We start from the raw sequence: 25,905 nt of genomic DNA, 5'->3' as shown, positions 1-25,905 counted from the left end.
CCACCAATAGGCCACCGCACGTCCGCAAATCAATGTCGCCGGGTGTACAGGGCGAGCCGGACGCCGCCGAACGCCCAGGAGCCGGTGGAGGCGAAGCGCCCGTCCTGCCGAAGCGCCGTGAGGTTGCGCAGGGGCACGGGGCTTCGGTACCGGTGGCCGGGCGGAGGGATCTCTACGGTCCAGACCCGGGAGCGGGACCCCAGCGCGCTCTTGAAGCGGTCGGTCGGCAGGTCCTTGCCGTGGTCGTGCAGCGCCGCCGCGTCCAGGCGGGCGAAGGCGTCGGCGTAGACGGTGGCGAAAACCCGCCGGTCCGCGGGGACGTACAGGACGGCATCGCCCGGCCGGGACCGTTGCCGCAACTCGGCCGCGAGCGAACGCAGGTCGTCCGGACGGTTCCCGGGCTCCCGCAGTTCGAGCTGGGCCGGTAGGACCGCCACCGCCAGGCACGTCAAGGCGAGAGCGGCCACCGGCAGGCTCTCGGTCACGGCCTCCAGTCCCATCCCGGCCAGGAGCGCCAGCGCGCAGACGCAGTACAGAACGTAGCGAGGGTGGTACACCGGGTGCGCCTGCGAGAGTCCCCACGCCGCCGCGAACGGCACGATCAACCACGGGACGGCCAGCGCAACACCGTTGCGGTGGTCGCGACCGGACAGCCGCACCACACCCGCCACGATGGCCGCCGCAAGGACCAACAGGACGATGCGGCCACCACCGGTGACCAGTAGCCCGTAGTCGTAAGGCGCTGCGAGACCGGGACGGCGCAACCAGGACACCTGCGCGCCCTCCTGCCCTCGCGCCACGACGACGAGCGGGGAAACCGCCGCCACCGCCGCGAGGGCCGCGACGCCCCACGCGGCCAAATGGTGGAGTCGCTGCCGGTCACGGCTCCACAGCAGCGCGGTGACGGCATGGGCCGGGAGGAGGAACAACGCGTACAGGTGAAGCCATCCCAGCAGTCCCATCGACACCGCGTAGGCGATGTACCACCCGGCCCGGAAACGCTGCTGGTCCAGGGAGCGCAGCAACAGGTACGAGGCCAGCACCGCACCGGCGCTGACCAGCGCGTACTGGCGGACCTCCTCCGCATACCGGCTGGTGATCGGCAGCACGCCGTAGACCAGGCCGCCGTACAGCCCCGCCCGCGCCGAGTACAGGCGCCTGCCCAGCACGGCTATCCCCGCCGCCGCCAGCGCCGCCGCGACCGCGGACGGCGCGCGCGTGACCACCTCGCTGGTGCCCACCTCCGTCACCAGGTGGACCAGCAGGTAATACAGCGCGTGGACGGCGTCGACGCGGCCCGTGAACTCACGGATGCCGCTGACGCCGGACCGCCCGACCACCACGCTCACCGACTCGTCGCGCCAGTAGGTGGGCGCGCCGATCCGCCACATGCAGATCCCCAGAGTGACAACGCCGGCGACCACCGGGTACACCCGCCCGAGGCCCTCTCGCCTGGCGACGTTCTCGGCGGTCGCGGGCCGACCGGCGGTCGACGTCATGCACCCCCCTTTCGACGCGGCCGAGCATGGGGCAAGAGGCGAAGCCCCAAACAGGGCGCAGAGCAACAACCCGCACCACAAAGGGGGCAAGAGGCGGAAGCCCCAAACAGGGCGCAGAGCAACAACCCGCACCACAAAGGGGGCAAGAGGCGGAAGCCCCAAACAGGGCGCAGAGCAACAACCCGCACCACAAAGGGGGCAAGGGGCGAAGCCCCAAAGGGGGCGTGGGGGCGGAGCCCCCACACCGGGGGGCTCGGGGGGTCGCCCCCCCCCCGAAAACGGCGAAGGGCCCTCCGGGGAGCAGGCGAAGCCTGCGACCAGGAGGACCCTAGGACCCGTAGCGGGGGCAGGATTTGAACCTGCGACCTCTGGGTTATGAGCCCAGCGAGCTACCGAACTGCTCCACCCCGCGGTGATGTCTTAACTCTATGGGGCGGGGGGTGCTTGCGCAAACCGGTTACGGCGGGGGCGTGGCGGTGGCGTGAACGGGGGCTTGGAGGGCGGCGGTGAGCATGGCGGTGAGGTCGGCGGTGAAGGTGTCGTGGTCGAGGAGGGTGGGGTCGGGGTGGCCGGGTTCGACGCGGCCGGTGCGGTCGGCGAGGGCGGCGGTGAGGAAGGCGATGGCGACGGCGATGCGTTCGAGGGCGAGGGGTTCGGGGAGGCGGGCGCGGCAGGCGGTCTGGAGGAGGTCGAGCTGGCGGGTGAGTGCGGTGCCGGCGAGGAGGGGCGGGACGCGGTGGCCGCGGATGCCGGCGCGGCCGGCGAGCTGGGCGGTGATGCGCAGGAAGTCGCGGCCTTCGGGGGTGCGGAGTTCGGCGGCGGTGGGTTCGACGATGGCGGCGACGACGGCGTGCAGGTCGGCGGGGTCGAGGGCGGGGAGGGACGCGGCGCGGGCGGGTTCCATGCGGTCGACGCCGGCGCGGAGGATGGCTTGGAGGAGGCCGGCGCGGGAGCCGAAGTGGTAGGTGATGGCGGAGTCGTTGCCCTGTCCGGCGAGGGCGACGATGTCGCGGGTGCGGGCGGCGTCGATGCCTTCGGCGGCGAAGAGGCGGGCGCCGGCGCGGATGAGGCGGTCTCGGGTGGCGCTTGCGTCTTTCGGCACGCGGTGATACTAACAGAGGGCGTTAATAACGGTTCTCGTTATAACCCCACCGAAGGGCCGCGCCATGGACGACGTCTACGACCCGTTCGATCCCGGTTTCCAGGCCGACCCGTACCCCGCGTACCGGCGGCTGCGCGAGGACGATCCCGTCCACCGGCACGACGATCCGCCGTTCTGGGCGCTGTCGCGGTTCGAGGACATCTGGGCGGCGACGCGCGACGCGGAGACGTTCTCGTCCGCGCAGGGCCTGACGTTCTATCCGGACGAGATCGGCACGCTGGGCCTGGCGCCGACGATCGTGATGCTGGATCCACCGCGCCACACCGTCCTGCGCCGGCTGGTGAGCCACGGCTTCACACCGCGCCGGATCGCGGCGCTGGAGGAGATGCTGCGCGTGTTCGTCCGGGAGAACATCGCGCGGATGGAGCGGAAGGCGGCCGACGGTGGGGTTCCTGACCTGCATGGCGACTTCTCCGCGCCGCTGCCGACGTTCGCCCTGGCGCACCTGCTCGGCGTCCCGGAGGCGGACCGTGCGCGGTTCACCCCGTGGGTCCGGGCGCTGACGACGCTCCAGGACGACGGGTTCGACCTGAAGGCGCTGAAGGACGACGCCGTCGCCGCCGTCGGCGAGATGTTCGAGTACTTCACCGGCGTGATCAAGGCGCGCCGCGCCGATCCGTCCGACGACCTGGTCAGCGCGTTGACGGTGGCCGAGGCGGACGGCGAGCGCCTCACCGACTGGGACATCCTCGGCTTCTGCTTCGTCATGGTCGCGGGCGGCAACGACACGACCGCCAACCTGATCTCGCACGGGGTCGCGCTGCTGGACACCGACCACGCGCAGCGCGAGCGGCTCGCGGCCGACTTCTCGCTGATCCCGAACGCGCTGCTGGAGTTCCTGCGGCTGGAGGCGTCCGTGCAGGCCCTCGGGCGGACGACGACGCGGCCGGTCACGGTCCGCGGCACCGAGATCCCCGAGGGGCAGAAGGTGATGATGCTGTTCGGGGCCGCGAACCGGGACGAGCGGGAGTTCGGCCCGACCGCCGGCGCGATGGACGTCACCCGGGAGATCCCGCGCCACCTGGGCTTCTCCAGCGGCGTCCATTTCTGCATCGGCTCGCACCTGGCGAAACTCCAGGCGCGCGTCGCCCTAGAGGAGCTGCTGAAGGCCCATCCCGACGTGGGCGTGGACCGGGAGAACGCCCGGCGCATCGCGTCCCCGTTCACGCGGGGTTGGATCTCCCTCCCGGCGACCGGGATCGGGTGAGCGAGGCGGGCGGCATGAGGCTCACCCTATGGACGCCGCGGGCTCACCCCATGGACGGGGCCGCCCCGTACCCGTTGCCGTAGAAGGATCCCTGGTGCATGCAGTTGACGCTGGCGAACTGCCCCTTGGCGGACCGCTCCTGGAGGACCTTGCCGTCCAGGGTGATGCTGCAGTGGATGGTTCCGGACTTGATCCCGGTGTTCCCGCCCACGCTCAGGAACGTGAACTGCGACGCCTTGAACGTCGCGGTCCACGGCGGCTTGACCGTCTGGTTGGTCATGCCGCCGTCCGGAGGCATGACCATGACCGAGAGCGGCGACACGCTGCCGGTCACCTTGTAGACGATCTTGTGGACGACCGCTTCGGTCGGTGACGCCGATACCGAGGACGCGGTCGCGGACGGGACGGCCGGGTCGGCGGGCTCGCGCTCGGCGCCCGTCCCGCCGCCCGACGGCAGGACGAGGACGGCGAGGGCGCCGGCGGCCACGAGGGCGGCGATCCCCGCGCCCGCCGCGATCAGCAGCCGCGGGGACTGCGGGCCTGCGGGGTGCGGTCCGGTCACGACGGCCGTGCCGGGGTTCGTCGACGCACCGTGCGGCGGGAGCCCCGGCGCCGGGAAGCCCGCCGGAGGCGGGCCGGGAGGCGGCGCGACCGGCTGCGGGGCCGACGTGCTCTGCCCCTCCATCCGGAGGAAGGACGCGACCGCGGCGGCGCTCGCCGGACGCTGGTCCACCGACTTCGCGAGCAGGTCGAGGACGAGCCGCTCCAGCTGCGGCGGCACGTCCGGGCGGACGGCGCCCACGCGCGGCGGGGGCTCGTTCAGGTGCGCGTACAGCAGGCCGGGAAGCCCGGAGCCCGAGCGGAAGGGCGGCGCACCGGTCAGGAGCTCGTACAGGACGCACCCGAAGGCGTAGAGGTCGGACCGGAAGTCGGCGGCCTCCCCGCGGAACTGCTCGGGCGCCATGTAGAGGGGGGTGCCGACGGACCCGCCGTCCTGGGTGAGCCGCGTCGCGGCGTCGGCGAGGCCGGCGATGCCGAAGTCGCACAGCTTGAGGCGCCCGTCGGTGAGGACGAACAGGTTCGCGGGCTTGATGTCGCGGTGCACGATCCCGCGCGAGTGGGCGGCGGCGAGGGCGTCGGCGAGCTGGACGGCGAGGGCGACGGCCTCGCCCACCGGCAGCCCGCCGGGGTGCCGGCGCATGATCGTCCGGAGGTCCTCGCCTTCGAGGAGCTCCATCACCAGGTAGGCGAGGCCGTCGCCGGTGCGCCCGACGTCGAACACGACCGTGATGCCGGGGTGCTGGAGCGCGGCGGCGGCCTCCGCCTCCCGCTCGAAGCGGTCCATCGCGCCCGGCACGTCCGCCAGTTCGGCGGGCAGCGCCTTGACGGCGACCGGACGGCGCAGCCGGGCGTCGACGGCGCGCCAGACCTCGCCCATGCCGCCGCGGCCGATCAGGCTCTCCAGGCGGTACCGGCCGTCGAGTTCCGTTCCGGCGGCGAGCCGGGGCCCGTCCGTCATGCCCGCCTCCCGGCGGCCTTCGCGCTCACGAGCCCGATTATGCGTTCAGGCGAACGTCGTTGTCCATTTGACTCGCGCGCCGTCCAGGCGGGACGCCGGACGCCGGCGGCCGGGAGCGGGATTCCGGCCGCGGGCGCCGCGCCACAGGCACAGGACGGCGTCAGCCCATGTGCGGGTACCGGTGGTCGGTCGGCGGCACGAACGTCTCCTTGATCGAGCGCGGGGACGTCCAGCGCAGCAGGTTGAACACCGAGCCGGCCTTGTCGTTGGTGCCGGACGCGCGGGCTCCGCCGAACGGCTGCTGCCCGACGACGGCGCCGGTCGGCTTGTCGTTGACGTAGAAGTTGCCGGCGGCGTACCGGAGCACCTCGGCGGCGTGCGCGATCGCAGCCCGGTCCGTCGCGACGACGGCGCCGGTCAGCGCGTAGTCGGCGACCGACTCCATCTGCGCGAGCATCTCCTCGTACCGGTCGTCGTCGTAGACGTGGACGCCGAGGATCGGCCCGAAGTACTCGGTCCGGAAGATCTCGTTCTCCGGGTCGTCGGACACCAGCATGGTCGGCCGCACGAAGTACCCGACCGAGTCGTCATAGGTGCCGCCCGCGACGACCTCGACCGACGGATCATCCTTGGCCCGGTCGATCGCGGCCTTGTTCTTGGCGAACGCCCGCTCGTCGATCACCGCGCCGATGAAGTTGGACAGGTCGGACACGTCACCCATGGTGAGGCCCTCGACCTCGTCCACGAGCCGCTCCCTGAACCCGTTCTCCCAGATGGAGCGCGGGACGTAGGCGCGGGACGCGGCGGAGCACTTCTGCCCCTGGTACTCGAACGCGCCGCGCACCAGCACGGTCTTCAGCACGTCCGGGTCGGCGGACGGGTGGGCGACGACGAAGTCCTTGCCGCCGGTCTCGCCGACGAGCCGCGGGTAGCTCCGGAACTTCTCGATGTTGTTCCCGACCGTCTTCCACAGGTGCTGGAACGTCGCGGTCGAACCGGTGAAGTGGATGCCGGCGAGCTCCGGGTGGGCCAGCGCCACCTCGGACACGGCCAGCCCGTCCCCGGTCACGAGGTTGATGACGCCCGGCGGGAGCCCGGCCTCCTCCAGCAGCCGCATGGTCAGCACGGCCGCGTAGGTCTGCGTCGGCGACGGCTTCCACACCACGACGTTGCCCATCAGCGCGGGCGCGGTCGGCAGGTTCGCGGCGATCGCGGTGAAGTTGAACGGAGTGATCGCGTAGACGAACCCCTCCAGCGGCCGCAGGTCCGACCGGTTCCATACGCCGGGGCTGCTGACCGGCTGCTCGGCGAGCAGCCGCCGCGCGTAGCTCACGTTGAAGCGCCAGAAGTCGACCAGCTCGCACGGGCTGTCGATCTCCGCCTGCTGGACGGTCTTGGACTGCCCGAGCATCGTCGCGGCGAGGATCGTCTCCCGCCACGGCCCGGCGAGCAGGTCGGCGGCGCGCAGGAAGACCGCGGCGCGCTCGTCGAACGGCAGCGCCCGCCACCCCGGCGCCGCCTTGAGCGCGGCACCGATCGCGTCGCGGGCGTCGTCCGCGGTGGCGGTCCCGAACGTCCCGAGCACCGACGCGTGCTCGTGCGGCTGCACCACGGCGACCTTCGCGCCCGCGCCCAGCCGCCGCTCGCCGCCGATCGTCATGGGCAGGTCGACGGGGGCCGCGGCGGTCAGCTCCGCCAGCTTCGCCTCCAGCCGGGCCCGCTCGGCGCTGCCGGGCGCGTACCCGCGCACCGGCTCGTTCGCGGGCGTCGGAACGGTGGTCACGGCGTCCATGAAAGGGGCCTCCTAGTCAGTGTTTTCGCGAGGGGGGACGGCCCCCGCGCCCCCCGGATCAATGGGAGACGAACGAACGAAGAAAGAAGACGAGGTTGGCGGGCCGTTCGGCCAGGCGGCGCATGAAGTAGCCGTACCAGTCGCTCCCGTACGGCACGTAGACGCGCATCCGGTGGTCCTGCGCGAGCCGCCGCTGCTCACCGGCACGGATGCCGTACAGCATCTGGAACTCGTACGAATCGGCCGACCGCTCGTTGACAACGGCGAGCGTCCGCGCGATGTCGATGATTCGCGGGTCATGGCTGCCGACCATCGGGTACCCGTCCCCCGCCATGAGCACCCGGAGGCCCCGCACATAAGCGCGGTCGATCTCGGCCTTGCTCTCGAACGCCACCGAAGCGGGCTCCGCGTAGGCGCCCTTGACGAGCCGGACCCGCGACCCCTCGTGCGCCAGGTCGCGCAGGTCGCCCTCCGTCCGGCGCAGCATCGCCTGGATCGCGACCCCGGCCCACGGGAAGTCGGCCCGCAGCTTGCCGAGGACCTCCAGCGTGGAATCGACGGTGGTGTGGTCCTCCATGTCCAGAGTGACCGTCATGCCCGCCCGGTCGGCCGCCGCGCAGATCTCCCGCGCGTGGTCCAGGGCGAGATCGCCGGGCAGCGCCTGCCCGAGCGCCGACAGCTTCACCGACGCGTCCGCGCCCTCGGCCAGGCCCCGCTCGGCGAACGCGTCGAACATCGCCAGGTAGGCGTCCCGCGTGGCCTCGGCCTGCGCCCGCTCACGCGTGTACTCGCCCAGGTGGTCCAGCGTGACCCGGAGCCCGCCGCCGGTCAGCTCCCGCACCGCCCGGACGGCGGCGTCCAGGTCCTCCCCGGCGACGAACCGGTCGACGACCCGCCGCGTCAGCGGCACGGAGGTCACCAGGCCGCGCGTCCGGTCGCTGCGCGCGGCGGCAAGCAGAAGGGGGCTGAGCATGAGGGCCTCCTACGAAGTCGGTCACTTCGCACGTTAGGAGCCGGAGCCCGTCATCCCGTATAGTCAAATGCCACTTTCAACCCACTACCTCTTCATACAGATGTCACATGGCCCCTGACCTGCAAGAGATCGTGGAACTCGCCGCCGACCTCCTCGGCGCCCCGGCGACCCTGGAGGACCGCGACTTCCACCTCGTCGCCTACGCCGCGCACGGCGACACGATCGACCCCGTCCGGATGGACTCGATCCTGCACCGCCGCGCGACCGGGGCCGTCCGCACCCGCTTCGAGTCCTACGGCATCGCCCGCGCCGCCGGGCCCGTCCGCATCCCCGCCGACCACGCGCTCGGCCAGCTCGGCCGGCTCTGCCTGCCCGTCCGCTGGAACAACGTCACCTACGGCTACCTCTGGCTGCTGGACGACCAGGAGCGCATCACCGACGCCGCCCGCGCCATGCCCCTCTGCGAGCGCGCCGGCCTCCTCATGGCCCGCCAGGCCCGCGAACGCGACGACCTCGGCTGGAAGGTCGCCGACCTCCTCTCCGCCCAGCCGGACGTCCGCGCCCAGGCCGCCAACGAGCTCGCCGAGGCCGGCGTCCCGGACCCGCCGCTGGCCGTCGCCGTCCTGCGCACCCCGAGCACCGACCCGCTCAACCCGTGGCTGCTCCCCCACTCCGTCCTCGCCACGGTCTGGCAGCGCGACCACGTCCTGGTGATCCCGGCGTCGGCGGCCCCGCGCACGATCGTCGACCGGGCCCGCCGCCTCCTGGAGGAGCGCACCGGCCCCGTCCACGCGGGCTTCTTCTCCCCCTGCCCCACCCTGGAGACCGTCCACGAGGGCTGGCTGCGCGCCCGCGTCGCCGCCCGAACCGCCGCCGCCGGCGAGACCCGCGACTGGACGTCCCTAGGCGTCCTGCGCCTCCTCAGAGCCGCCGGCGACGAAGCGCTCACCCAAACAACGCAAACCCCAGGAACCGAGCGCCTCCTCGCCCACCCCGACCTGGCCCTCACCGCCCGCACCTACCTGGACCAAGCGGGCAACGTCCAGAGAACAGCCCAGGCCCTCAACATCCACCGCCAGACCCTCTACCACCGCCTCCGCCGCATCGAGGAACTGACGGCCCTGACCCTGACCAACGGCCAGGACCGCCTGACCCTCCACCTGGCCCTCACCCTCGCCCCCTACATCGACCAGGAGCGCAACGCCGAGCCCTGATCAGGACTCGGCGAGAGGAGCGTGGAGGCTCCTCAGCTCCCGTTTGAGGATCTTGCCGCTCGGGTTCTTCGGCAGCGACTCCGCCAGGACCACGTACTTCGGCCGCTTGTACCCCGCGAGCCGGTCCCGCACGTGCGCATGCACGTCGTCGACGCTCAGGGCGACGCCGGGCTTGGGCACGACGACCGCCGTGACGGCCTCGATCCAGCGCGGGTGGCCGATGCCGAAAACGGCGACCTCCGCGACGCCGTCCAGCTCGTAGATCGCCTCCTCGACCTCCCGGCTGGCGACGTTCTCCCCGCCCGTCTTGATCATGTCCTTCTTGCGGTCGACCACGGACAGGTAGCCGTCCTCGGCCATGACCCCGAGGTCGCCCGAGTGGAACCACCCGCCCCGGAACGCCTCCTCGGTCTTGTCCTCGTCGTTGTAGTAGCCCAGGGCCGCGTGCGGGCTGCGATGCACGATCTCGCCGATCTCACCCGCCGGCACCGGATTCCCGTCGTCGTCAACGAGCATCGTCTCGACGTTGATGGCCGCCCGCCCCGCACTGCCGGCCCGCTCCAGTTGCTCGTCCGGACGCAGGATCGTCGCGAGCGGCGCCATCTCGGTCTGCCCGTAGAAGTTCCACAGCCGCACGTCCGGCAGGCGCCGCAGCAGCTCCCGCAGCACCTCCACCGGCATCGCGGACGCCCCGTAGTACCCCTTCCGCAGGCTGGACAGGTCCCGCCGCTCGAAGTCCGGATGCCGCAGCAGCGAGATCCACACCGTCGGCGGGCAGAACAGCTTCGTGACCTTCTCCCGCTCGATCGTCTCCAGCAGCACAGCCGGATCGGGCCCCGGCAAAATGACACTGGTCGCGCCCAGATAGACGTCCACCGAGAAGAAGCAGTCGAGCTGCGCGCAGTGGTACATCGGCAACGCGTGCACCTCGACGTCGTCGGCGGCCATCTCCCCGTCGACGATGCAGCTCACGTACTGGCTGATCAGCGACCGGCTGGTCAGCATCACGCCCTTGGGTCGCGACTCGGTCCCGGATGTGTACATCAGCCGCAGCGGGTCGTCGTCCCCCACCAGCACCTCCGGCGCCGCGGCAGAGCCCTCCCGGCACCACGCGTCGACGTCCTCCCACCCCTCAGGACCGTCCCCGATCCGCCCTCGAACGCCCCCGGCGACACCCGCCGTGGCCAGCGCCTTCTCCGCCACGGGCACCAGAGCGCCCTCGGCCACGATCCCGGACGCGCCCGAATGCCCGAGGATGTAGGCGATCTCATCGGCGCCCAGCATGAAGTTGACCGGCACCAGCACCGCGCCGAGCTTCGCCGTCGCGAACGCCAGCACCGCGTACTGCCAGCAGTTGTGCGACAGCAGGGCCAGCCGATCGCCCTTCCCCAGCCCCCGCCCCGCCAACGCGTTCGCCGTCCGGTTCACCGCCGCGTCGAACTCCGCGTACGTGAACCGCCGCTCCCCGTCGACCACCGCGAGCTTCCCCGGATACCGCCGAGCCGTCCGATGCAGCAGATCTCCATAGGAGTGCTGCCGGGCACGCGCGACCGACGAGGCCATGAGATACCACCATTTCCGGACGAATCACCTGCTCAGGTGATCTGGATCATAGTCGCCGGGTACGGGCCAGCAGCAGGGTCACGTCGTCCTCGGCCGCCTCGGTCACCATGGTGTCGATCACGCTCGTGCAGAGGCCGTCCAGCGGGGCGGTGCCGTCGTCCAGCGCGGCGCTCAGGCGCCGCATGCCCTCCTCGAGATCGGACTCGCGGCGCTCGATCAGCCCGTCGGTGTAGAGGGCCAGCAGGGTCCCCCCGTCGAGTTCGAACTCGACGGACCGGTGCGAGCCCAGCCCGAGCCCGATCGGCGTGCCGGTCGGAAGGTCGGGGAAGGCGGCCTCGCCGCCGGGCCGGACGATCGCGGGCGGCAGATGCCCGGCCGAGGCCATGACGCAGCGCCGCGTGGCCGGGTCGTAGACGACGTACAGGCAGGTGGCGGCGATCGGGGACAGTGCGCTGCGGTCTTCCTCCTCGTCCTGCCGGGCGTACAGCTCGTCAAGGCGGCTGAGCAGCTCGTCCGGCGGGAGGCCGAGGTAGGCGAGCGTGCGCATGGCGGTGCGCAGGCGCCCCATGCTCGCGGCGGCGTTGATGCCGTGCCCGGTCACATCGCCCACGACCAGCGCGATGCGGGAGTCCTGCAGCGGGATGGTGTCGTACCAGTCCCCGCCCACGCCCTGGTGGACGTCCGAGGGCAGGTAACGCGAGGCCAGGTCGATGGCGTCGCCGCCGCACAGCTTGCGCGGCAGCAGCTGCCGCTGCAGGGCGAGGGCCGCGTCGTGCTCGACGGTGTACTGGCGTGCGTTGTCCAGGCTCAGCGCGGCCCGGGCGGCGAGCTCCTCGGCGAGCATCAGGTCGTCCCGGGTGAAGGGCGTCTCGTCGACGGTGCGGATGAGGGTCGCGACCCCGAGGAGCCTGCCGCGCGCCTTGAGCGGAACCATCATCAGCGTGTGCATGCCCATCGTGCGCACGACGTGGGCGCGGTGCGGGTCGTCGTCGAGCCAGGTCCCGGGCGAGATGTGCACCACGGGCTCGAAGTACGAGGTGCCGGACTCCAGGACCGCGCTGAGCGGGGACGAGGGCGGCACGTACACCGGCTGGCCCTGCGGCCACAGCGCGTCGGGGACCCCGCCCTGGACCGAGGTGAGGGCGGCCCGGCGGAACACCGGGACGCCGGCCGCCATCGGTCCCAGACGCTCCAGGGGCTTGGGCCCCGGCATGACCGCTTCGGTGAGGTCGACGCTGACGTAGTCGGCCAGGCGAGGCACGGCCAGGTCGGCGAGCTCCTGGGCGGTCTGCTGGACGTCCAGGGTGGTGCCGATCTCGACGCTGGCCCGCCGCAGCAGCGCCAGGCGTTCGCGGGCCCTGCTGTAGGTGATGTCGATGGCCATCAGGCAGACGCCGAGATGGCGTGCGTCGAGGCCGTCCACCCGGAACAGGAAGGTGGAGAACGTGCGTTCCTCACCGTCCTGCGACCACCGCACCTCGCGGTCCAGCACGGGCTCGCCGCCGGCGAGCACCGTGCGGACCAGCTCCGGTGGGGCCACGGAGCCGTCCTCGGGCAGGGGCCGGCCGACCTGGAAGTAGGGGAACACGCCCTCCAGCCCCTGCGCTCGCTCGTTGCGCCAGGCCGACCGCAGGTCGGTGTCCCAGGCGACCATCACGACCGGGGCGGCGGCGAGCAGCGGCTCCAGCACCGAGGTGCCGATGGTGAAGGCGGACGCGGGGATCGCCGCGATCACCCAGGCGGGCGCGCCGCCCGGGGTGTCGATGCGGATCCGCTCGGAGCGCGTGACGATCTGCGTGCCGTCCCGGTGCCGGAGGTCCAGCATGCCGACCCGGTGGTCCTCGTCGCCCTGCCCGCCCCGCCACGTCCAGATCCGCTCCGCGCGGTCCCGCTCCATCCGCAGGTCGGTGCCCGGCCGGCCGAGGATCTCCTCGGACCGGTAGCCGAGGAGATCCTCGGCCATCTTCGACCAGCCGACCATGACGCCCTCGCCGCTGAGCACCCCGATCGCCGGAACAGGAGCGTCCGCCCCCCGCCCCCACATACTGCTCCGAACCATAATCGCCATACAACCACGCCCCCACAGAAGCCCTCCCCTCTGACCTGCATCAACACCACAAAGGCGAAGGGCGGAGCCCGAGCGGGGGCAAGGGGCGAAGCCCCAAAAAGCGCGCGCAGCGCGCGCGGGGGCGTGGGGGCGAAGCCCCCACACCGGGGGGCTCGGGGGGTCGCCCCCCGAAAACGGCGAAGGGCCCTCCGGGAAGCAGGCGAAACCTGCGACCAGGAGGACCCTAGGACCCGTAGCGGGGGCAGGATTTGAACCTGCGACCTCTGGGTTATGAGCCCAGCGAGCTACCGAACTGCTCCACCCCGCGGTGATGACTTAAGCTTATGGGGCGGGGGTTGCTTGCGCAAACCGGGCCCGGAGGGGTCACTTGGTGCAGGCGGGGACGGTGCCCTTGCCGGTGGTGATGGCGTTGATGGCCTGGACGGCGGAGTGCAGGGTGTCGGCGCGGACGAGGCGGAGGCCGTCGGGGCGGGCGCCGAGGGCTTCGGAGCAGTTCTTGCGGGGGGTGAGGAAGACGGTGGCGCCGGCGCGGCGGGCGGCGACCATCTTCTGCTGGATGCCGCCGATGGGGCTGACCTGGCCGTTCGGGTCGATCTCGCCGGTGCCGGCGATGAACTTGCCGGCGCTGAGGGGGCCGGGGGTGAGCTTGTCGTAGATGGCGAGGGCGAACATGAGGCCGGCGCTGGGGCCGCCGATGTCGCCGACGCTGATGTCGATCTTGAAGGGGAACTTGTACTGGTCGCCGAGGACGACGCCGACGACGGCGCGCTTGCCGGTGGGGTCGGCGACGGTGGTGAGGCTCTGGGTGCTCTCCTTGCCGCCGCGCTGGACGGTGAGGGCGACCTTGTCGCCGATCTTGCGCTTGGCCATGGCGCCGGTGACCTGGGCGGTGCTGGTGACCTTGGCGCCGTCGAGGGCGGTGACCTGGTCGCCGGGCTGGAGCCTGCCGTCGGCGGGCCGGCCCTTCTGGACGCCCTGGACGATCACCTGGGTCTGCAGCTGGACCCCGAGCTCGTGCAGGGCGGCGGCCTTGGCGCTCTGCTGGGAGTCCTGCATCTGCCGGGTGTTCTCCTGGTCGACCTGCTTCTGGCTCTCGTCCTTGGGGAAGTAGAGCTCCTCGGGGACGATCGCGGTGTCGTGGTCGAGCCAGCCGCGCAGGGCGGTGAACAGGTCGATGCGCCCGCCGGGGCCGCCGCGGTAGGTGACGGTGGTGAAGTTGAGGTGTCCCTCGTCGGGGTAGGTCTTGCGGCCGTCGATGACGATGACCGGCTGGCCCTTCTCGTTGGTGCCGAGGGTGTTGCTCGTCGGGCCGGGCATCAGCGCGATGTACGGCACCGGCATGAGGGAGCCGACGAGGGCCAGCGCGAGGACGAGGACGCTCGCGACGGTGAGCGTGGCGGCACGACGAGACATGGTCGGAACTCTATGCGCCCGCGGGGCTTCAGCAGGCCCCGACCCACTCGTCTCCGCCGTCGGCGAAGGTCTGGTGCTTCCAGATGGGGACCTGCGCCTTGAGGTCGTCGATGAGCCGGCGGCACGCCTCGAACGCCTCGGCGCGGTGGGGGCAGGACGCGGCGACGACGACGGCGAGGTCGCCGATCTCCAGGTCGCCGACGCGGTGGACGGCGGCGAGGGCGCGGACGGGCAGGTCGGCGGCGACCTTCTCCATGACGGCGAGGAGTTCGCGCCGCACGGTGGGGTGGGCGCTGTAGGACAGGGCGCTGACGTCGCGGGCGTGGTCGTGGTCGCGGACGGTCCCGACGAACAGCGCGACGCCGCCGGCGGAGGGGTCGCCGACGGCGCCGAACACCTCGTCGACCGACAGCGGGGTGTCGCGGATCTCGGCGAGCCGGATGACGTTCCCGGCGGCGGCGCTGTCTTGGCTCACGTCCCGCAGGCTACCTTCCCGGCGCGCCGCGGCCAGTGCGCAGGGGCCGGTGCGCAGGGGCGGGCTCGTCGCTAATGGGCAGGGACGGGCTCGTCCGGCTCGAAGGTGGCGGCGAGGGCCTCGGCGAGGGCGGGGACGAGGTCGGGCCCGGCGAGGACCTCGTCGTCGGCGTCGTGCCGGCGCAGCCGGAGCGCGGAGTGCCGGGCGCCGTCCCGCAGCACGCCGACGATCATGCGGACGTCCTCGCGCCCGGGATGGTTCGCGGCGTACTCGGCGGCCTGCGCCTCGTCGTCCTCGGGGATCTCCTCCTCGGCGTCGGGCGGCAGCACGACCCGTTCGATCACGAGGGCGCAGCCCTCGACGGCGTCGGGCCAGGCGATGGCGGCGAGGGCGTCCTCGACGCCCGCCTTCTCCGGCAGGGCGGGCTGCTCGAGGGCGGCGAGGGTCTCGGTGTCGGGGGGCAGGCCGAGCTGGTCGGCGAGTTCGGGCTCGGCGCGGCGCAGCTCGGTGCTGCGGACGAGGGCGTAGAGGCGGGGCGCGGTGTCCCAGCCCTCCTGCGCCGAGTGGCGTTCGAGGTCCAGCACGACTTCTTCCAGAAGACTCACGGGCCCCATCTTTCCCCGTCCGGGGGCCGGGAAATGCGGGAACCCCGGCGGTAGTCGGTAAGTTGCCTTACACAGCACCGGCCGGCGGCCGGTGGGGGGCGATCTCGATCGGAGGGGCAATTGGCCTTCCGTACTGCCGGTACCGGGCGCCGGTTCGGCGCCGGGCGTACCCGGCTGATGCTGCCGGCCCTGGTGGGGCTGGCGTTCCTGCTGGTCGCTTTCCTGGTCTTCACCGCGGTCTACACGAATCTGCTGTGGTACCGCTCGGTGGGCTTCTCGGAGGTCTACACGACGCAGTTGCGCGCCGAGGCCGTGCTGTTCTTCGGCTCGGGACTGCTGATGTCGCTGGTCGTGGGCGCGAACGTGGTGGTGGCGTACCGGCTGCGCCCGGCGTACCGGCCGCTGTCGGTGGAGCAGCAGGGGCTGGAGCGGTACCGGTCGGTGATCGATCCGCGCCGCCGGCTGGTCTCGGCCGGGCTGCTGACGCTGCTGGGCGTGCTGACCGGGTCGTCGGTGGCGGGCCGGTGGCAGGTGTGGCTGGCGTTCCTGAACCGGACGCCGTTCCATGTGAAGGACCCGCAGTTCCATAAGGACGTGTCGTTCTACGTCTTCACCTATCCGTTCCTGCGGCTGGTGCTGGGCGTGGTGTTCGCCACGGTGATCCTGTCGTTCCTCGCCGCCGTGATGGTGCATTACCTGTACGGCGGTCTGCGGCTCCAGGGGCCGGGCGACAAGGCGAGCCCGCCGGCCCGCGCCCATCTGTCGGTGCTGGTGGGGCTTTTCGTGCTGCTGAAGGCGATCGCGTACTGGCTGGACCGGTACGGGCTCGTCCATTCGGAGCGGGGCGTGACGACGGGCGCGTCCTATGCCGACGTGAACGCGCTGCTGCCGGCCAAGACGATTCTCGCGGTCATCGCGCTGCTGTGCGCGGTGATGTTCTTCAGCAACCTGCTGCGGCGCGGCATGATGCTGCCGGGCGTGGGGTTCACGCTGCTGGTGCTGTCGGCGATCCTGCTGGGCGGGGTGTATCCGCTGCTGATCCAGCAGTTCCAGGTGAAGCCGGACGAGCTGGCCAAGGAGCGCAGGTACATCGAGCGCAACATCGAGTTCACCCGGCGCGCCTACGGGGTGAAGGACGCGCAGGTCGCCCCGTACGGGTCGCAGCCGGAGAAGGACCCCGGGAAGCTGCAGGACGAGGCGGAGGGGCTCGGCGGCGTGCGCGTCCTCGACCCGAACGTGGTGGGTCCGACGTTCGAGCAGTTGCAGCGGGTCCGGCCGTTCTACAAGTTCCCCGACACCCTGGACGTCGACCGCTACCCGGTGGACGGCAGGACCACCGACACGGTCGTGGCGCTGCGGGAGCTGTCGGGCGCGCCGTCGGGGCAGCGCAGCTGGGTGAAGGACCGGATGGTCTACACGCACGGCTACGGGTTCGTGTCGGCGTACGGCGACCAGATGGCGCAGGGCGGGAACCCGGACTTCATCACCCGCGACATGCCGGCCTCGTCCGCGCGGCAGATCCAGGTGACCAAGCCGGAGATCTACTTCGGGGAGCGGTCGCCGCGCTACTCGGTGGTCGGGGGGAAGGGCCAGCAGGAGCTGGACTACCCCGACAACAGCCCCGACGGGCAGCAGAGCAACACCTACGAGGGGGACGGCGGCGTCCCGATCGACTCGTTCTTCCACAAGCTGCTGTACTCGGCGAAGTTCCAGGACAAGAACCTGCTGCTGTCCGGCGCGATCAAGAAGAACGCGAAGATCCTCTACGACCGGTCGCCGCGGGAGCGGGTGCAGAAGGCGGCGCCGTGGCTGACGCTGGACGGCGACCCGTACCCGGCGGTGGTGCAGGGCCGCATCGTGTGGATCGTGGACGGCTACACCACGTCCGGCGGCTACCCGTACTCGGAGGAGACGAGCCTCGGGCAGGCGACCCGCGACACCATCACCGACACCCGCTCGTCGGTGGCGCGGCAGGCCGACGACCACATCAACTACCTGCGGAACTCGGTGAAGGCCACGGTGGACGCCTACAGCGGCGCCGTCCACCTGTACCAGTGGGACACCGAGGACCCCATCCTCAAGACGTGGATGAAGGTGTTCCCCGGCACCGTCGACAAGCGGGCGTCCATCCCCCAGGAGCTGGAGGCGCACTTCCGCTACCCGCAGGACCTGTTCAAGGTGCAGCGGAAGATCCTCACCAAGTACCACGTGACGGACCCGTCCGCGTTCTACAACGGCGAGGGGTTCTGGGAGGTGCCGCAGGACCCGACGACCAAGGGCAAGCTGCAGCCGCCGTACTACCAGAGCGTGAAGATGCCCTCGCCGTTCGACGGCTCGACGGCCTTCTCGCTCACGACGGTGTTCAACCCGCGCGACAACCCGCAGCTCGCCGCGTTCATGGCCGTCGACTCCGACCCGTCGAGCAAGTACTACGGGCAGATCCGGATCCTGCAGATGCCGCGGAACGCGCAGCCGCCCGGTCCGGGGCAGGTGCAGAACTCGTTCGAGACGGATTCGCAGGTGAAGAACGACCTGTTCGCGCTGAGACAGGGCGGCACGAAGACCGTCGCGGGCAACCTGCTGACCATCCCGTTCGGCGGGAGCCTGCTGTACGTGGAGCCGATGTACACCAAGGCGTCCGGAGGCAAGGAGCAGCAGCCGTACCCGCTGCTCGGCAAGGTGCTGGTGCGGTACGGCAACCAGGTCGCGGCGGCCGCCACGTTCGAGGACGCGCTGAAACAGGTGCTCGGCGGGTCCGGGACGCCGGCGGTGACGGGCTCGGAGCCGGGGCAGGGCGGGCGGCTGACGCCGCAGGAGCAGCAGGCGATCAACGAGCTGCAGAAGGCCGTGACCGACTACGAGGCGGCGCAGAAGAAGGGCGACTACCCCGGCATGGGCGACGCCTGGCAGCGGATCAAGGAGGCGCAGGAGCAGCTGACGGCCGCCCAGCGGGCCGCCGGCAGCCAGGCGAAGCCGAAGACCGCCGCGACGTCCTCGCCGTCCGGTCCGTCCCCCACCGCCTCGCGGGCCAGCCCCGCCGAGGCGTCGGCCGGCTGACCGCGCCGCCGGGCCCGTGCACGGCCCGGCGGCGCTCTCGCCGGCGGTTCAGCGGCGGCGGTTCAGCGGCGGCGCTTGCGGGCGCGGCCGGTGCGGACGGCGGCGCCGATCGCGGCGACGGTGCGTCCGGCCGCGGTCGCCATCGTGGCCTCCTTGCCGCCGACGCGGCGGCCGACGACGGCGTGCCGCCCGGCCGTCTCCTCCAGCACCGCGCGCAGCGCGGCGGCGTTGTCGTAGGCGGGCTTCCACCCCGCGGCGCGCAGCCGGGCGCAGTCGACCACCCACGGGTAGGCGACGTAGTGCAGGTCGGTGGCGGGCGCCGGGGTCATGCCGAGGCGGTGCAGCCGCTGCGCCATCCCGAAGGTCAGCGCGGCGGGCAGCTCGAAGCTGCGCTTGCCGGTGATCTCGGCGACCTCCTCGGGGCCGAGCCAGCCCTCGCAGCCGACCGCGACCGGCCCGGCGAGGTCCTCGGCGACCACGACCTCCAGCGCGGACGCGAGGTCCTCGATGTGGCAGAACTGCCAGCCGGGCGTGCTGCCCTTCACCGACAGCAGCCGGGGCGCCTCGAAGTGCCGGGTGACCACGGTGTCCACGCCGGGCCCGGCGAGGGCGGCGGGCCGGACGACGGTGATCTCCAGCCCGGGGTGGGTGAGCGGCGCGGTGGCGGCCAGCTCCTCGATCTCCAGGTGGTCGCCCGCGATGCTGACGTCGGCCTCGGCGAGCAGCGGCGCGTCCTCGGGCAGCGGCACCTCGTTCCCGGGCCCGGCGCCGTAGACCATGGCGCTGGTGACCAGCACCACCCGGCGGACGCGGGCCGCCGCGGCGGCGGTGACGACCGTCTGGGCGCCGCGCACGTTGTGGGTGCGGCGCTCCTTCCCGTCGGCGTCCGGGGAGTGGTCGACGTCCAGGTTGACGATCACGTCCACGTCGGAGAGCCGGTTGGACAGCAGCGGGTCCCGGATGTCGACGACACGCCACGTGGCGCCGCTCACGTCGCCGCGGTGCCCGTCGATGGCGACGACCTTGCGGATGTCTTCCCGTTCGGCGAGCCGGGCGGCCAGCAGCCGACCCGCTCCGGAGGCCGCGCCGGTGACGGCGACGACCGGAGCCTTGCTACGCCGAGGGCGAACCTTGCCCGTTGCCACGGAGGTGCCCCCTTCCTTGAGTACGCGACCTTGCCGGGACCGGCTAACGTTGCGGATATGAGCCCATCATGCATCCCAGGGGCGAACCGATGAGTGACACTCCCTTCGGCTTCAACCGTCCCGGCGACGGAGACGACGACCGTCCCCAGGATCCATTCAAGGGCATGGGCGGCGACATGGCGCAGTTCGCCGACATGCTGCACCGGTTCGCGGACATGATCGGCGCGCAGGGGCAGGGCGGCGCGTCCGGCGGGCCGCTGAACTGGGACCTGGCCAAGAACATCGCCCGCCACCAGGTGGTCGAGCAGGGCGACCCGTCGATCGTGGACACCGAGCGGCGCCAGGTCGAGGAGGCGCTGCGGCTCGCCGACCTGTGGCTGGACGAGGGCACGACGCTGCCCGCCGGCATCCGGGCGCCGAAGGCGTGGAGCCGGTCGGAGTGGATCGAGCAGACGCTGCCGGTGTGGGCGAAGGTCTGCGACCCGATCGCGTCCCGCATGGTCGAGTCGATGGGCGGCGCGCTCGGCGGCGGCGAGATGCCCGCCGAGATGCAGGCGATGGCCGGTCCGCTGATCGGGATGGTCAAGCAGATGGCCGGCGCGATGGTCGGCGGCCAGGCCGGGCAGGCGCTCGGCGCGCTGGCCCGCGAGGTGACCGGCTCGGCCGACGTGGGCCTGCCGCTGGCGCCCGACGGCGTCGGCGCGCTGCTGCCCGCAGGGGTCGAGGCGTTCGGCTCCGGCCTGGAGGTCTCCGACGACGAGGTGCGGCTGTACCTGGCGCTGCGGGAGGCCGCGCACCAGCGGCTGTTCGCGCACGTGCCGTGGCTGCGCGCGCACCTGCTCGGCGCCGTCGAGGAGTACGCGCGGGGCATCACCGTGGACCTGTCGGGCATCGAGCAGGCCGTGCAGGGGCTCGACCTGAGCAACCCGGAGGCGCTCCAGGAGGCGCTGGGCGGCGAGATCCAGCTGCAGCCGGAGGAGACGCCCCGGCAGAAGGCGGCGCTGGCCCGGCTGGAGACCACGCTCGCGCTGGTCGAGGGCTGGGTCGACACCGTCGTCAACGAGGTCGCCCACGACCGGCTGCCCAACTCGGTGAAGCTGGCCGAGGCGGTCCGGCGGCGGCGCGCGACCGGCGGCCCGGCCGAGCGGACGTTCGCGACGCTGGTCGGCCTGGAGCTGCGGCCGCGCCGGCTGCGCGAGGCGGCGGCGATGTGGCGCAGGCTGACCGAGGTGCGCGGCACGCAGGGCCGCGACGCGGTCTGGGAGCACCCCGACCTGCTGCCGACGGCCGACGACCTCGACGACCCGGACGGCTTCGTGCAGGGCCGGGAGATCGAGGGGCTGTCCGACCTCGACCTGACCAACCTGACCACGGCCGCCGAGGAGGACGCCCCCGAGGGCTCCGAGGACTCCGCCGCGGCCGCCGAGGCCGACCAGAAGCCGGACGACAAGCCGGACGACGAGCCCGAAGACCCCGGCGAGGGCGGTGCCCTGCCGGGCGACGCGGGGCCGCGGTCGTGAGCGGGACGCGCGTCCCACACGCGTCGCGGGTGAACGGCTGCCGGTACGAGCCGGGCTCGTCCACGAACGTGATCCGGCGGCGGGTCGCGCGGGAGAGCCTGTGCTGGCAGCGGCCCGTCGACCAGGAGCGGCGGCGCCGGCATCCGGCCAGCTCGCCCTACGCCCGCGCCAACCGCACGTGACCGCTCCGTCCGCGACGGCCCCGCTGTACGCCGACGCCTTCGAGGTCCTGTCGACGTGGCGGGCGCCCGACGCGGATCAGGAGCGGCTGCGGCTGGAGTTCCTGGCGCATCTGGCGGAGCACCCGGCGGACGGGATGTGGCGCGAGTGCGCCGAGGCGCACATCACGGCCAGCACGGCGGTGCTCGACGCGTCCCGGTCCAAGGTGCTGCTGACGCTGCACTCCAAGATCAAGGCGTGGCTGCAGCTCGGCGGGCACTGCGAGCCCGGGGACGCGACGCTGGCCGGCGCGGCGCTGCGGGAGGCGACGGAGGAGTCCGGCATCCCGGACCTGCGGCCGCAGCCCGGGCCCGTCCAGCTGGACCGGCACCGGGTGCGCTGCCATCCGCAGGGCACCTGGCATCTGGACGTCCAGTACGTCGTGATCGCTCCCGACGGGGCCCGGCCCGTGGTGTCGGACGAGTCGGACGATCTGGCCTGGTTCCCCGTGGACGATCTCCCGGCGGACACCGACGACGCGCTCCGCCGCCTCGTCGCCCGCGCGATCGGCGGCTAGTGGAGCGGGGAGCCTTCGAGGAGCGCCCGGGTGTTCTCCCAGCCTTCCAGGCCGGGGTCGAGAAGGCGCAGGTCGCCGGGGGTGCGGATGCGGTGCCAGGCGGGCCCCTGCGGGACGAGGCCGGGGCGCGGCGCGGCGGCGCGCAGCCGGGCCAGGGCGTCCGGGACGTCGAGGGCGGCGGCATCGCGACCGGAAGAATCGCGACCGGAAGAGCCGGCGGAATCGGGCGCGGTGGAAAGGTCGTCGAGCGCGGTGGCGAGCCAGCCGGGCAGGGGCAGCCGGGCGGCGAGCGCGACGAGGCCGTGGCCGCCGGTGTCCTGGCAGGCGGCGGCGGGGGCGCTGCCGAGGGCGCGGAACAGCTTGCCGATCAGCAGCGGCGGCAGGTCGGGGGCGTCCGGCGCGATCAGCGCGGCCTCCTCGGCGCCGAGCGCGTGCAGGGCGGCGAATGCGGCGGCGGGAGCGGGTTCGCGGACGATCGGGGTGCCGGGCCAGGTGATCGTCTCGGCGTCGGGCGGGCCGTCCGGGTCGACGACGAGCGCGGCCGTCACGAACTCCAGGCCGGCGGCGACCTCGTAGACGTCCTCGAGCATCGCCAGCCGGAAGCCGGCGTCGTCCACCCCGGGGGGAGCGGCGGACGGGCCGGACGGGTCGAACGGCAGGACCGCGGCGCAGCGGCCCGTGATCTCGGGGGCGGGCGGGTTCCCGGGCAGGGTCACCCGGCGACCTCGTGCGGGAACTCCTCGCCGTGCAGTCCGTCGCCGTGGTGCATGCCGTCGTCGTGGAGGGGCTCCTCGTCGGGCGCGTCCGCCTCCATCGGCAGGTGCGCGGCGGCGGCGACGCCCTCCAGGTACCCGCGGGCCCGGTCGGCCTTGGGGTAGTTGCCGACGAGCTGCCAGAAGTCGGCGCCGTGCCCGGGGATCAGCAGGTGCGCCAGCTCGTGCACCAGCACGTAGTCGACGACCCAGGACGGCATGCCCCGCAGCCGGGTCGACAGCCGGATGGTGCCGTCGTCGGGGGTGCAGGATCCCCAGCGGGTGCGCTGGTTGGCGACCCAGCGGACGCTGACCGGGTCGGCGCGGCCCGCCAGGTAGCGGCGGGACAGCTCGTGAGCGCGCGACTGGAGGGCGGCGTCGGAAGGGCGGCGGCGGCGTTCGCGCTCCTCCAGCCGTTCCAGGATGGTGGCGATCCACTGTTCCTCTTCGGCCTTGCTGAGCCTGGAGGGCACCATCACCACCACCTTGTCCCCGTCGCGGTAGGCGGACACGGTCCGACGGCGCCTGGTGCTGCGGCGGACCTCAACGTTAGGGGGCACGGCGCAACCGTACCCAAAATTTTGCGTCCTCCACAGGGGGTGTTTGACGTCAGCCCAGGTCAGAGCCCATCTTTTGCTCGACTCTCAGGTACTTTCCACAAGCTGTTCAAGCGCCGGTGAAGCGCGGGGCACGCTTCTCCCTCTGGGCGGTCAGTCCCTCGGTCATGTCCTGCGACGCCATGGTGACGGGTTGTGCGAGCGATTCCCAGCGCAGCGCGGCGTCCATGTCGGCGTGCCCGCCCTCCGCCAAGGCGACCTTGGTGAGGCGGGTCGCTATGGGCGCGTTCGCGGCGATCCTTTCGGCGATCTTCAACGTCTCCCCCAGTACGTCCTCGCGCGGGAAGGCCCGGTTGACCAGGCCGTGCCGCTCGGCCTCGGCGCCGGTGAGGACGCGTCCGGCGAGCAGCATCTCGCGGGCCAGCGGCAGCCCGGCGACCTCGGGGAACAGCCAGGTGGCGGCCATGCCGGGGTGCAGGCCGAGCGCGGTGAACGGGGCGAGCAGCTTGGCGTCCTCGGCGGCGTAGCGCAGGTCGCAGGCGAGGGCGAGGCACAGCCCGGCGCCGACGGCGTGCCCGTTGACGGCGGCGATCGTCGGGACTTCGAGGCTCCGGACCGTCAGCCACGTCCGGTAGAACTCCAGCATCCGGTCGCGCAGCGGGGGGACGGCGACGGAGTTGGTGTCGGCGAGCCAGGAGAGGTCGCCGCCGGAGCTGAACGCGGTGCCGGCCCCGGTGAGCACCACGCAGCGCAGCCCGGTGTCGCCGCGCAGGTCCGCGACGGCCGCCTTGTAGGCGGCGGTCATCTCGTCGGACATCGCGTTGCGCCGGCCGGGGTCGTTCAGCGTCAGGACGGCGACGCCGTCGGGGCGGCGCTCGACCCGCAGCGGAGCGGACTGTTCTCCGGACATGGCTCCGCACCGTACCGTGCGGCGCCCGCGCCGCGCTCACGCGCCCCCCGCAAGCGTGCCGACCGGGCCGTGTCCGGCCGCGCGACATGCGTGAGAAAGCGCACACTTACCAAAGGTCCGCAGGTCACGGTGTTTCGCCTCGCCGGGCTCCCGGATTTGCGGGCCGGTCGTTGTGGCGCGAACGACAGCCGATCACCGACAATGGTCCGCGTGAGCGATCTTCCCCGCCGCGCGGTGACGCGGTCAGCAAAGCTGGCGTCCCTCCCCCTCGGCTTCGCGGGGCGCACCGCGCTCGGCATCGGGAAGCGGACCATCGGCCGGCCCGCCGAGGCCGTCGCCATGGAGATCCAGACGCGCACCGCCGAGCAGCTGTTCAAGGTGCTCGGCGAGCTCAAGGGCGGCGCGATGAAGCTCGGCCAGATGCTGTCGATCTTCGAGGCGGCGCTGCCGCCGGAGATCGCCGGGCCGTACCGCGCCACCCTCACCCGGCTGCAGGAGGCCGCTCCCCCGCTGCCCGCGTCGACCGTGCACAAGGTCCTCGCCGAGGCGCTCGGCGCGGACTGGCGCGACAACTTCGAGTCGTTCGACGACAGGCCGGCCGCCGCCGCGTCCATCGGGCAGGTGCACCGCGGGGTGTGGGCCGACGGCCGCCCGGTCGCGGTGAAGGTGCAGTACCCGGGCGCCGGCAAGGCGCTGATCAGCGACTTCAACCAGCTCGCCCGGCTCGGCCGGCTGTTCGGCGTCCTGATGCCGGGCCTGGACGTCAAGTCGATGCTGGCCGAGCTGAAGGAGCGGGTGGTCGAGGAGCTCGACTACACCATCGAGGCCGAGTCCCAGACGATCATCCGGGACGCCTACCTCGACGACCCCGACTTCTCCGTCCCCGAGGTGATCGCCCAGTCCGGCGACGTGCTCGTCACCGAGTGGATGGACGGCACCCCGCTGTCGAAGATCATCAGCGACGGCGACCAGGAGACCCGGAACCACGCGGCGCTGCTGTACTGCCGGTTCCTGCTGTCCGGGCCGAAGCGGTCCGGGATGCTGCACGGCGACCCGCACCCCGGCAACTTCCGGCTGCTGGACGACGGCCGGCTCGGCGTCCTGGACTTCGGCGCCGTCGACCGCATCCCCGGCGGCTTCCAGCGGCGGCTCGGGCTGCTGCTGCGGATCGGCACGATGGCCGACATCGACGAGATCGAGGACGCCCTGCGCGACGAGGACTTCATCCGCGAGGGCGTGGAGGTCGACGCGGAGGAGCTGCAGGCGTTCCTCGCCCCGATCACCGAGCCGTTCGTCACCGAGACCTTCAAGTTCAACCGCGAGTGGCTGCGCGACATGGCCGCCCGCGTCACCGACCTGCGGCCGACCAACATCGTCCGGCAGCTCAACCTGCCGCCCGAGTACGTGATCATCCACCGGGTGCTGTCCGCCGGCACCGGCGTGCTGTGCCAGCTGGAGTGCGAGATCCCCGCCCGCGCCGAGTCGCTGAAGTGGGTGCCCGGCTTCGCCGACGACGAGGACGGCGAGCTCGTCACCGGCTAGCACCACCGCAAGGACGACGAAACGGGCCCCGCCCGCGCTGATGAGGCGCGGACGGGGCCCGTTGCGGTGCGTCCGGCGAGTGGGTCGCCGGACGCACCGGTGTCCGCCGGGAGGCGCGCCCCGGTTTTCAGGTGGCGCCCGCCGAAACCATCCAAGAAGCGGCGGGCGGACGGCCTGCGACCGGCGGACCGGGAGT

Annotated in this window: 21 protein-coding genes and 2 tRNA genes; 7 read left to right on the top strand and 16 right to left on the bottom strand. The window is 72.4% G+C overall.

Annotation, left to right across the window (positions count from 1 at the left end):
• Positions 1 to 29: 29 nt before the first annotated feature.
• From ABD296_RS03950 to ABD296_RS03940, 3 genes are all read right to left on the bottom strand, one after another.
• The gene (locus ABD296_RS03950; RefSeq protein ID WP_344261502.1) at positions 30 to 1,499 is read right to left on the bottom strand and encodes a glycosyltransferase family 39 protein; all 1,470 of its coding nucleotides are present in this window, start codon (positions 1,497 to 1,499) and stop codon (positions 30 to 32) included.
• Between the two features lie 338 nt (positions 1,500 to 1,837).
• Positions 1,838 to 1,911: transfer RNA gene (locus ABD296_RS03945), tRNA-Met, on the bottom strand.
• Between the two features lie 45 nt (positions 1,912 to 1,956).
• Positions 1,957 to 2,601: a TetR/AcrR family transcriptional regulator gene (locus tag ABD296_RS03940; protein WP_344261500.1), complete on the bottom strand. Its 645-nt coding sequence runs from the start codon at positions 2,599 to 2,601 to the stop codon at positions 1,957 to 1,959.
• Between the two features lie 64 nt (positions 2,602 to 2,665).
• Here ABD296_RS03940 and ABD296_RS03935 point away from each other — a divergent pair, with 64 nt between their 5' ends.
• Positions 2,666 to 3,868 carry a cytochrome P450 gene (locus tag ABD296_RS03935; RefSeq protein ID WP_344261498.1) on the top strand — a complete coding sequence of 401 codons (1,203 nt, stop codon included), beginning with the start codon at positions 2,666 to 2,668 and terminating at the stop codon, positions 3,866 to 3,868.
• A 43-nt stretch (positions 3,869 to 3,911) separates the two neighbouring features.
• Here ABD296_RS03935 and ABD296_RS03930 read toward each other — a convergent pair whose 3' ends face one another.
• The 3 genes from ABD296_RS03930 to ABD296_RS03920 form a co-directional block, all read right to left on the bottom strand.
• Positions 3,912 to 5,387 carry a serine/threonine-protein kinase gene (locus ABD296_RS03930; RefSeq protein WP_344261496.1) on the bottom strand — a complete coding sequence of 492 codons (1,476 nt, stop codon included), beginning with the start codon at positions 5,385 to 5,387 and terminating at the stop codon, positions 3,912 to 3,914.
• A gap of 160 nt (positions 5,388 to 5,547) precedes the next feature.
• A complete protein-coding gene (gene pruA / locus ABD296_RS03925) occupies positions 5,548 to 7,179 on the bottom strand; it encodes an L-glutamate gamma-semialdehyde dehydrogenase (RefSeq protein ID WP_344261494.1) in 1,632 nt (543 codons plus the stop codon).
• Positions 7,180 to 7,237: 58 nt separating this feature from the next.
• Positions 7,238 to 8,152 (bottom strand): proline dehydrogenase family protein, encoded by a 915-nt coding sequence (locus ABD296_RS03920; RefSeq protein ID WP_344261492.1) that lies wholly within the window; start codon positions 8,150 to 8,152, stop codon positions 7,238 to 7,240.
• 107 nt (positions 8,153 to 8,259) lie between these two features.
• Between ABD296_RS03920 and ABD296_RS03915 the strand changes: the two genes are divergently transcribed.
• Positions 8,260 to 9,366, top strand: a complete 1,107-nt coding sequence (locus ABD296_RS03915) for a PucR family transcriptional regulator (protein ID WP_344261490.1) — start codon at positions 8,260 to 8,262, stop codon at positions 9,364 to 9,366.
• Here ABD296_RS03915 and ABD296_RS03910 read toward each other — a convergent pair whose 3' ends face one another.
• The 6 genes from ABD296_RS03910 to ABD296_RS03885 all read right to left on the bottom strand — a co-directional run bounded on the left by ABD296_RS03910 (position 9,367) and on the right by ABD296_RS03885 (position 15,499).
• Positions 9,367 to 10,929: an acyl-CoA synthetase gene (locus ABD296_RS03910; RefSeq protein ID WP_344261488.1), complete on the bottom strand. Its 1,563-nt coding sequence runs from the start codon at positions 10,927 to 10,929 to the stop codon at positions 9,367 to 9,369.
• A 46-nt stretch (positions 10,930 to 10,975) separates the two neighbouring features.
• Positions 10,976 to 12,988 (bottom strand): SpoIIE family protein phosphatase, encoded by a 2,013-nt coding sequence (locus ABD296_RS03905; RefSeq protein WP_344261485.1) that lies wholly within the window; start codon positions 12,986 to 12,988, stop codon positions 10,976 to 10,978.
• A gap of 242 nt (positions 12,989 to 13,230) precedes the next feature.
• Positions 13,231 to 13,304: transfer RNA gene (locus tag ABD296_RS03900), tRNA-Met, on the bottom strand.
• Positions 13,305 to 13,360: 56 nt separating this feature from the next.
• Positions 13,361 to 14,410 (bottom strand): YlbL family protein, encoded by a 1,050-nt coding sequence (locus ABD296_RS03895; protein WP_344261483.1) that lies wholly within the window; start codon positions 14,408 to 14,410, stop codon positions 13,361 to 13,363.
• 28 nt (positions 14,411 to 14,438) lie between these two features.
• On the bottom strand, positions 14,439 to 14,885 hold the full coding sequence (locus tag ABD296_RS03890) for a molybdenum cofactor biosynthesis protein MoaE (RefSeq protein WP_344261481.1): 447 nt from the start codon (positions 14,883 to 14,885) through the stop codon (positions 14,439 to 14,441).
• A gap of 71 nt (positions 14,886 to 14,956) precedes the next feature.
• Complete coding sequence (locus ABD296_RS03885) at positions 14,957 to 15,499, bottom strand: PPA1309 family protein (RefSeq protein WP_344261479.1); 543 nt, start codon at positions 15,497 to 15,499, stop codon at positions 14,957 to 14,959.
• Between the two features lie 111 nt (positions 15,500 to 15,610).
• Here ABD296_RS03885 and ABD296_RS03880 point away from each other — a divergent pair, with 111 nt between their 5' ends.
• Positions 15,611 to 18,547 (top strand): UPF0182 family membrane protein, encoded by a 2,937-nt coding sequence (locus tag ABD296_RS03880; RefSeq protein ID WP_344261477.1) that lies wholly within the window; start codon positions 15,611 to 15,613, stop codon positions 18,545 to 18,547.
• 62 nt (positions 18,548 to 18,609) lie between these two features.
• Here ABD296_RS03880 and ABD296_RS03875 read toward each other — a convergent pair whose 3' ends face one another.
• Positions 18,610 to 19,692, bottom strand: coding sequence for an NAD-dependent epimerase/dehydratase family protein (locus tag ABD296_RS03875; RefSeq protein WP_344261475.1), 1,083 nt, complete (start codon positions 19,690 to 19,692; stop codon positions 18,610 to 18,612).
• 89 nt (positions 19,693 to 19,781) lie between these two features.
• Here ABD296_RS03875 and ABD296_RS03870 point away from each other — a divergent pair, with 89 nt between their 5' ends.
• The 3 genes from ABD296_RS03870 to ABD296_RS03860 are packed head-to-tail and all read left to right on the top strand — an operon-like array spanning position 19,782 to position 21,948.
• Positions 19,782 to 21,212 (top strand): zinc-dependent metalloprotease, encoded by a 1,431-nt coding sequence (locus ABD296_RS03870; protein WP_344261472.1) that lies wholly within the window; start codon positions 19,782 to 19,784, stop codon positions 21,210 to 21,212.
• Complete coding sequence (locus ABD296_RS03865; RefSeq protein WP_190852697.1) at positions 21,209 to 21,394, top strand: hypothetical protein; 186 nt, start codon at positions 21,209 to 21,211, stop codon at positions 21,392 to 21,394. The genes ABD296_RS03870 and ABD296_RS03865 overlap by 4 nt, the downstream gene beginning before the upstream one ends.
• Entirely contained in the window at positions 21,391 to 21,948 is a 558-nt protein-coding gene (locus tag ABD296_RS03860) for an NUDIX hydrolase (protein ID WP_344261466.1), read from the top strand. Before ABD296_RS03865 ends, ABD296_RS03860 begins: the two co-directional genes overlap by 4 nt.
• On the opposite strand, the gene ABD296_RS03855 is transcribed toward ABD296_RS03860, so the two are convergent.
• The 3 genes from ABD296_RS03855 to ABD296_RS03845 all read right to left on the bottom strand — a co-directional run bounded on the left by ABD296_RS03855 (position 21,945) and on the right by ABD296_RS03845 (position 24,167).
• Entirely contained in the window at positions 21,945 to 22,664 is a 720-nt protein-coding gene (locus ABD296_RS03855; protein WP_344261464.1) for a hypothetical protein, read from the bottom strand. The genes ABD296_RS03860 and ABD296_RS03855 overlap by 4 nt on opposite strands.
• On the bottom strand, positions 22,661 to 23,212 hold the full coding sequence (locus ABD296_RS03850) for a M48 metallopeptidase family protein (protein ID WP_344261726.1): 552 nt from the start codon (positions 23,210 to 23,212) through the stop codon (positions 22,661 to 22,663). The genes ABD296_RS03855 and ABD296_RS03850 overlap by 4 nt, the downstream gene beginning before the upstream one ends.
• A 154-nt stretch (positions 23,213 to 23,366) precedes the next feature.
• Positions 23,367 to 24,167 (bottom strand): enoyl-CoA hydratase/isomerase family protein, encoded by an 801-nt coding sequence (locus ABD296_RS03845; RefSeq protein WP_344261462.1) that lies wholly within the window; start codon positions 24,165 to 24,167, stop codon positions 23,367 to 23,369.
• 210 nt (positions 24,168 to 24,377) lie between these two features.
• Here ABD296_RS03845 and ABD296_RS03840 point away from each other — a divergent pair, with 210 nt between their 5' ends.
• Positions 24,378 to 25,709, top strand: coding sequence for an ABC1 kinase family protein (locus ABD296_RS03840; protein WP_344261460.1), 1,332 nt, complete (start codon positions 24,378 to 24,380; stop codon positions 25,707 to 25,709).
• Positions 25,710 to 25,905 lie beyond the last annotated feature (196 nt).

Source organism: Actinomadura napierensis (assembly GCF_039529375.1).
Lineage (GTDB): Bacteria > Actinomycetota > Actinomycetes > Streptosporangiales > Streptosporangiaceae > Spirillospora > Spirillospora napierensis.
Note: the sequence above shows the minus strand (reverse complement) of the source record. Positions and strands in the feature narration are given on the sequence as shown.

Excerpts from the sequence above, each read along its gene's own strand:
- ABD296_RS03950 (WP_344261502.1), bottom strand. The coding sequence starts at position 1,499 with ATGACGTCGACCGCCGGTCGGCCCGCGACCGCCGAGAACGTCGCCAGG.
- ABD296_RS03935 (WP_344261498.1), top strand. The coding sequence starts at position 2,666 with ATGGACGACGTCTACGACCCGTTCGATCCCGGTTTCCAGGCCGACCCG.
- ABD296_RS03930 (WP_344261496.1), bottom strand. The coding sequence starts at position 5,387 with ATGACGGACGGGCCCCGGCTCGCCGCCGGAACGGAACTCGACGGCCGG.
- pruA (WP_344261494.1), bottom strand. The coding sequence starts at position 7,179 with ATGGACGCCGTGACCACCGTTCCGACGCCCGCGAACGAGCCGGTGCGC.
- ABD296_RS03920 (WP_344261492.1), bottom strand. The coding sequence starts at position 8,152 with ATGCTCAGCCCCCTTCTGCTTGCCGCCGCGCGCAGCGACCGGACGCGC.
- ABD296_RS03915 (WP_344261490.1), top strand. The coding sequence starts at position 8,260 with ATGGCCCCTGACCTGCAAGAGATCGTGGAACTCGCCGCCGACCTCCTC.
- ABD296_RS03910 (WP_344261488.1), bottom strand. The coding sequence starts at position 10,929 with ATGGCCTCGTCGGTCGCGCGTGCCCGGCAGCACTCCTATGGAGATCTG.
- ABD296_RS03905 (WP_344261485.1), bottom strand. The coding sequence starts at position 12,988 with ATGGTTCGGAGCAGTATGTGGGGGCGGGGGGCGGACGCTCCTGTTCCG.
- ABD296_RS03895 (WP_344261483.1), bottom strand. The coding sequence starts at position 14,410 with ATGTCTCGTCGTGCCGCCACGCTCACCGTCGCGAGCGTCCTCGTCCTC.
- ABD296_RS03885 (WP_344261479.1), bottom strand. The coding sequence starts at position 15,499 with ATGGGGCCCGTGAGTCTTCTGGAAGAAGTCGTGCTGGACCTCGAACGC.
- ABD296_RS03870 (WP_344261472.1), top strand. The coding sequence starts at position 19,782 with ATGAGTGACACTCCCTTCGGCTTCAACCGTCCCGGCGACGGAGACGAC.
- ABD296_RS03845 (WP_344261462.1), bottom strand. The coding sequence starts at position 24,167 with ATGTCCGGAGAACAGTCCGCTCCGCTGCGGGTCGAGCGCCGCCCCGAC.